The following is a 1,540-nucleotide window of genomic DNA, read 5'->3' as shown; positions in this document are numbered from 1 at the left end:
GCGGGCGGTGGCTGTTGGAGGCGCATGGTGTTCTCCAGCAGCAGTTTCAGAAGGTCTTTCTCGGGTGCGGCTTCGGGCAGGAGGAGCTGGTTGCGGCGGGCGCGGGTGATGATTTTCCCGGCGGTCGCGAAGAGCCGGTAGCGCCAGCGTTTGATGTCCCAGGCTTTGGCGTGATGGCCGTCCGGGAGGGTAGCGAGCTGGAGCCAGGAGACCAGGTTGAAGGCGAGGGMGGCGAKGTTCGCCCAGGCCTGGTTCGCKGCGAAGTCGAAGAAGGGCAGTTTTCCCAGMCCGGTGTTTTTCAGGGTTTTGATCCGGTTCTCGCACCGGCCCCGGGCACGGTGCCTGGCGTCCAGGAATGGTCCGTGCCAGCGCGGTGAGTTGGTCAACAGCGCGGTGATCCGGTGGCCGTCGACATCGACCAGGGTCGGCTGCGCGCCGGGGTGGAGCGGCTCTGCCCGCAGGAACAATTTTGTGCCCGGCGGGTAATCGGTGAGCGGGATGACGTCGGTGGCGTTGATGACCCACGCGTCGGTCCGTTCGGCCCCGTGCTGGTCCAGGGCCGGCTGCCAGTTCGTCTTGTCGTTGATCCAGTCGATCATGTGGGCCTTGCCGAGCGGGAGGGTGTAACTGGTGGAGAACTGCACGCCGAGGCTGTGCAGGTGCCAGAGGAACTTCCTCGAGGCCCCGGCACTGTCGGTGCGGACCAGCACCTTCTCCCCGGCCAGGGCCCCGGTTCCGTCGTAGAAGGTCTCGGGCAGTTGGGCTGCGGCGGTGTGGAAGACGCGGATGTGGTCCTCGGCGCTGTTCGCCCCGGCGTTGCCGGGCCGCAGCACGCAGGCGAGGATTTCCCCGGAGCCGTGACCGGTGCCGTAATCACAGGAGGCGATGAACGGGGCGAAGCCGTAGCCGCCCTTGTAGGTCCCGGCAACGTTTTCCTTATCGGAGTGCGAGGTCACGAGCGTGGCGTCGATGTCGATAATGAGCGGGTCCGCGGCCGTCGCGGACAAGCCAGGGTTCCGGTTCCCGGCGGCTTTCCAGGCCCGGGTGCGCAGCTCCCGGGTGAAGGTTTCAAAACCGTAGCCGAACAGTTCCGGGTTGACCACGATGCGTTCGAAGAACCGGGACACGGTCGCGTTCGAAGGCAGCTGACCGAAGACCCCGGGTGAGGAACGCAGGATGTCCAGATCCGAGGCATGTTCGCCGCCGGAGGCGAGCATCGCAGTCAGGGAACCAACCAGCCGGCCAGGCCGATGCCGTGCGCCGGAGGGAACGAACTGGCCGAGCCGCTCTTCGCAGAGCCTGCCGAATCCAAGCGCGTCCATGAAMCCGGTGAGGACCGAAACCCCGGCATGGGAGATCAGCGACTGGCCGGTGAAACTGACCGGCAAGGACGGGAACATGCGACTATACTTTTGCATCGAAAGGGTGCTCCTTCGCAAGGCAAATAACGGTCTCGACAACCACTATTTTCCCAGCTCAGAGCACCCTTTCCCTGCTTAAACACGCCTCGCAGCCAGCGCCCCGTGAAAACCCCGGGCTA

1 protein-coding gene is annotated in these 1,540 nt (G+C 65.2%); it reads right to left on the bottom strand.

All coding sequences use genetic code 11. From position 1 onward, the window contains the following. On the bottom strand, positions 1 to 1,418 hold a 1,418-nt coding region (locus AC1DFE_RS24000; RefSeq protein ID WP_476908326.1), incomplete at its 3' end, for an IS1380 family transposase. Between the last annotated feature and the right edge of the window lie 122 nt (positions 1,419 to 1,540).

It is taken from the genome of Arthrobacter sp. 05T423, assembly GCF_056396245.1.
Note: the sequence above shows the minus strand (reverse complement) of the source record. Positions and strands in the feature narration are given on the sequence as shown.